The organism is Candidatus Aminicenantes bacterium, assembly GCA_026393855.1.
In the GTDB taxonomy this organism is placed as follows: Bacteria; Acidobacteriota; Aminicenantia; order Aminicenantales; family UBA4085; genus UBA4085.
This window is the reverse complement of the sequence record JAPKZJ010000115.1, coordinates 1-3,687: the sequence shown is the minus strand read 5'-3', so window position 1 is coordinate 3,687 and position 3,687 is coordinate 1. Positions and strand designations below refer to the sequence as shown.

Below are 3,687 nucleotides of genomic sequence, written 5' to 3'. Positions count from 1 at the left end.
CTCGCGGCTGCCGAGAAGCCCGGCTTCTTCGCCGGTGAAGAAAGCGAAGCAGATCGTGGCCGGTAGCGGCCGGCCCGCCAGGAGCCGGGCCGTCTCGAGATTAACGGCCGTCACCGAGGTGTTGTCGTCGGCCCCCATGCTTCGGACGTTCGAATCGAAGTGGCCGCTTAGGACGTAGATCGTCTCCGGATTTTCGCTGCCCTTAAGCCAAGCCAGAACATTGGCGGTCCTGGTGCCGCGGGATTCAAACTCCTGATATTCGGGCGCGTAGCCGTAGGCCTGAAGCTCGCGGGTTTCGTGGTCCCAGATACGGGTGATCGAGACCTGGTCCACCGCCGCCTGGACGAAGGCGCGGATCGGGGCGAAAGCCTTTTCGCCCCAGGCCCGAAGCGCCCGCTCCGTTTCCATCTGGCGGTCGAGCCGCTTGATCAGCTCGTCCATGGGGACCTTCCGCCCCAGATCGACGAGATAGACGCCCCGTTCGGGCGAGATCGTGTCCCCGTCGCGGTCGGCGACGATGAGCAGCTTCGTCCCGGCCGGGTCGGCGGCCCACTCGTATTCGGGCGAGATCGTCCGCAGCGTGTCGTTGTGGAATATCTGGAGGGATCTGAGGGTTCGGCGGTCATAGAGAAAAGCCCGACTGTGGCGGGGCTCTCCTTTGACGGCCAGGATCGTGTTCCCGTCCAGAAAGCGCCCGGTCGGGCTGGATCTCCCGGCTCAAGCGGAGCTCATTCTTGCCGTCGGCGTCGACGACGAAGATCTCGCCGTTCCGGGTGTAGGTCATGTCGAAGACAACGGACGAGCCGTCCGGAGCGGGGGCGGCCGATCCGATCCGCTCGGCTGATCTCTTGACGACGACCGGCTTGATATCCCCTGCGAGCTTGAGGACGTTGATCGTTGTCTCGCTCCCTTCCTGGCCCAGGAAAACGAGGGTGGATCCGTCGGCCGAGAGCACGGGGGCGGTCCCGGTAAATGTCCGGGCCGACCGGTCGGCCGGGCTGAACAGGACGAAAGGCCGCGGGCCTCCGAAGCCCGCCCCCCCGCCGCCGCGTGGGCCCGGCTGCCCGCCGGCCGGTGCCGCGGCCGTCGCGGGTTGGGTCGGGGCGGCGGGGGGCTGGGGCGCCGGGAAGGGGGTTGCCGCCGCGATCGTGTAAAGAATGTATTTTCCGCCCGGGACGGCGACCGGGTTTGTTTTAAAGCCCGGGCCGGCTGTCAGGACCCGGACGGATCCGTCTTGAGAGGCGGCACAGATCTCGCTCACGGAGGGGTCCGTTTCCTTGGCCCCGACGAAAAGCACGTCTTTCCCATCCGCCGAAAAGATCGGGGATGCCTTGAGCCAAGCGGGTATTTTAAGGACCTTCTCCTTCTTCGAGGCCAAGTCGACGAGCACGAGCTGGGCCGTTTTGGCTTCGATCCAGGCCAGCTGTCGCTGCAGCGCCGTTTGGGCCTGTCGATCGGGGGCCGGCTGGGCGGCGAGCGCCTCGGCCGCCCGGCGGAGCTTGACGACTTCCGGGGAATCCGGGAGGCGGAGGTAGGCGATTGTTTTTCCATCGGGCGCGAACGCCAAGCGTGTGCCGTGGACATCCAGGATCATTCGGCCGGGCCCGTCCGCGGCGATGATGCGGGTCTGCGGGTCGGTTCGGGGGCCCGTCTCGAAGGCGGCCCATCGTCCGTCGGGGCTGAAACGGACCGACCGGCCGTCCTTGGCGATTTCCGAAACGACAAAGAGCTCGCCTGTGCGCAGGGCGATCGGCTCGAAATAGCGGGACCCTTGCGGTCCCGTCAACAGAACTCGGAATTCGGTCAGGGCCGTGGGGTAATCGCCGGTATCCCAAGCCAGGCGGGCTGCGTTGAAGCGGGCCTCAAACGGATCTTTTTGAGCGGCGAGACCGGGCTCGAGACGGACGCAGAGCGCCGACAGTATAAAGAGGATGGAGAGGCGGCGGAGTCTTGCCATGGCGGGACACCTTTCGCGAGAAATCGGCCGCGGAAAGCCGGCCCCGGATCGGGTTATATCCGAAGGCTGTCGGGGGTGTCAAACGCAGCCGGGCGGTCCGGCCAATAAAAAGGTAGATCTCCCAACTCCGGGATATGAACGCGGATAGGGGTACCGGCCAACGGCGAAATCGCGAGGCCGACGCCTTTTTCCATAGCTCTCTGAGGGAAGCCAACGGCCGCCGAGGGCTGTTTGAGCACGCGATCATCTAACGGAACCGAAACGGAGTGGGTGATCTCCAAGACCGGGCGATCTGGAATGCGGAGTTCCGAGGCGCCGAAGAGAGCTGTGGGAAAAGGCGAGAAGAGGCCGAAGCCGCCGGGCCGATACCCCTGGCCGCGTTTCCCAGAGTTGGGAGATGAACCAAAAAAAAAGGGGCGCTTGAAGGCGCCCCCGTGGGATTCGCGGCGGACGATTCAGAATTTGTACCCGAGGCAGGCTCCCAGCCGGAAGCCTCCGAGCTTGATCGACATCCCTTCGACATCATCCGAGCCGGAGAGAAAGCCGAGCCCGAGTTGGGCCGACAGCTTGGGCGACAGGCCGTAGCACAGCCCGGCGTCGGCCCGGAATCCGATCCCCGAACCGGTGACCTCGGTGTCCAGAGCCGTCTCTTTGTAAGCGTCCAGGAAAATCCCGAGCCCGAGCTTGTAGCTGAGCTTACCCGTGAGCGGCCCCCCGATGCCTCCGCCGAGGGAGAAGATATGCTGGGTGGAAGAGGCGTCGACACCCAATCCGGGGGTCGTTCCTGACGCGGACAGGAGCCCGTAGCCGGCGTAGAGGAAGAATCCCTTGCCCAGGGCAAAGGCCAGCCGGATCTCGGGATAGAAGCGAGCCGAGCTGTAGGTGTCGGTGTACCCGCTATCGGAGGGGAAGAGGAGGTTCCCCGTCGCGACGACGGAGAACTTGGAAGTCGGGTCTTGGGCGGCGACGAAGCCGGTCAGGACCGCGGCCACGGTAAGCAGGACGATTATTTTTTTTAACAACGGCCTCCCCCGCTCAAAATCAACTCGAAAATATTGTAACAAGAAAGCCCTGCTTTCTCCAGGCGGGCGGAGGCCCATCGAAGCTTCCCCGCCGAAATCGGTTATAATCCTCCTGGTCGGACAAGGCCGGCGCGAATATCGCTTCCGGACGATTCGCCTCGACGGCCACAATTCCGAAAAGGGAGTATCCCATGACCGGCTCCGCGGCCCCCGCCTTGATCGAAGCCCTGGCCCGGATCGTCGGCGACGACCACGTCATCGCCGACCCCGACCGCCTGGACGCCTACGGCCATGATGAGTTCTCGCTCAAGGACATCCGGCAACGGCCCATGCTGGCCGTCCGGCCGCGGACGACGGCCGAGGTGGCGGCGATCCTGCGGCTGGCCAACGAGCGCGGCCTGCCCGTGACCCCGCGCGGCGGCGCCACCGGGCTCTGCGGCGGCTGTGTCCCGGGCCCCGAAGGGATCGTCCTGTCGCTCGAGCGGATGAAGGGGATTACGATCGACGCCGCGAACCAGATGGCCGAGGCCGAGGCCGGCGTCACGCTCCTGGAGTTCGAGCGGGCCGTCGACGAGGCCGGGTTCAATTTCCCGCCCCATCCCGGCGAGGAGAGCGCCATGGTCGGCGGTATGGTGGCCACCAACGCCGGCGGCAGCCGGGCCGTCAAGTACGGCGTCATCCGCCAGTACGTTCGGGGGCTGGAGGTCG

4 protein-coding genes are annotated in these 3,687 nt (G+C 65.6%); 1 reads left to right on the top strand and 3 read right to left on the bottom strand.

Features of this window, described 5'->3' with window-relative positions; all coding sequences use genetic code 11:
• The 3 genes from NTZ26_14650 to NTZ26_14640 form a co-directional block, all read right to left on the bottom strand.
• A partial coding sequence (locus NTZ26_14650; GenBank protein MCX6561740.1) for a M28 family peptidase occupies positions 1 to 441 on the bottom strand: 441 nt, incomplete at its 3' end.
• 181 nt (positions 442 to 622) lie between these two features.
• The gene (locus tag NTZ26_14645) at positions 623 to 1,957 is read right to left on the bottom strand and encodes a hypothetical protein (GenBank protein MCX6561739.1); all 1,335 of its coding nucleotides are present in this window, start codon (positions 1,955 to 1,957) and stop codon (positions 623 to 625) included.
• A gap of 455 nt (positions 1,958 to 2,412) precedes the next feature.
• Positions 2,413 to 2,979 (bottom strand): hypothetical protein, encoded by a 567-nt coding sequence (locus NTZ26_14640; protein ID MCX6561738.1) that lies wholly within the window; start codon positions 2,977 to 2,979, stop codon positions 2,413 to 2,415.
• A 191-nt stretch (positions 2,980 to 3,170) separates the two neighbouring features.
• On the opposite strand from NTZ26_14640, the gene NTZ26_14635 reads away from it, so the two are divergent.
• Positions 3,171 to 3,687 (top strand): FAD-binding oxidoreductase (locus NTZ26_14635; GenBank protein MCX6561737.1); only part of this gene is annotated, 517 nt, incomplete at its 3' end.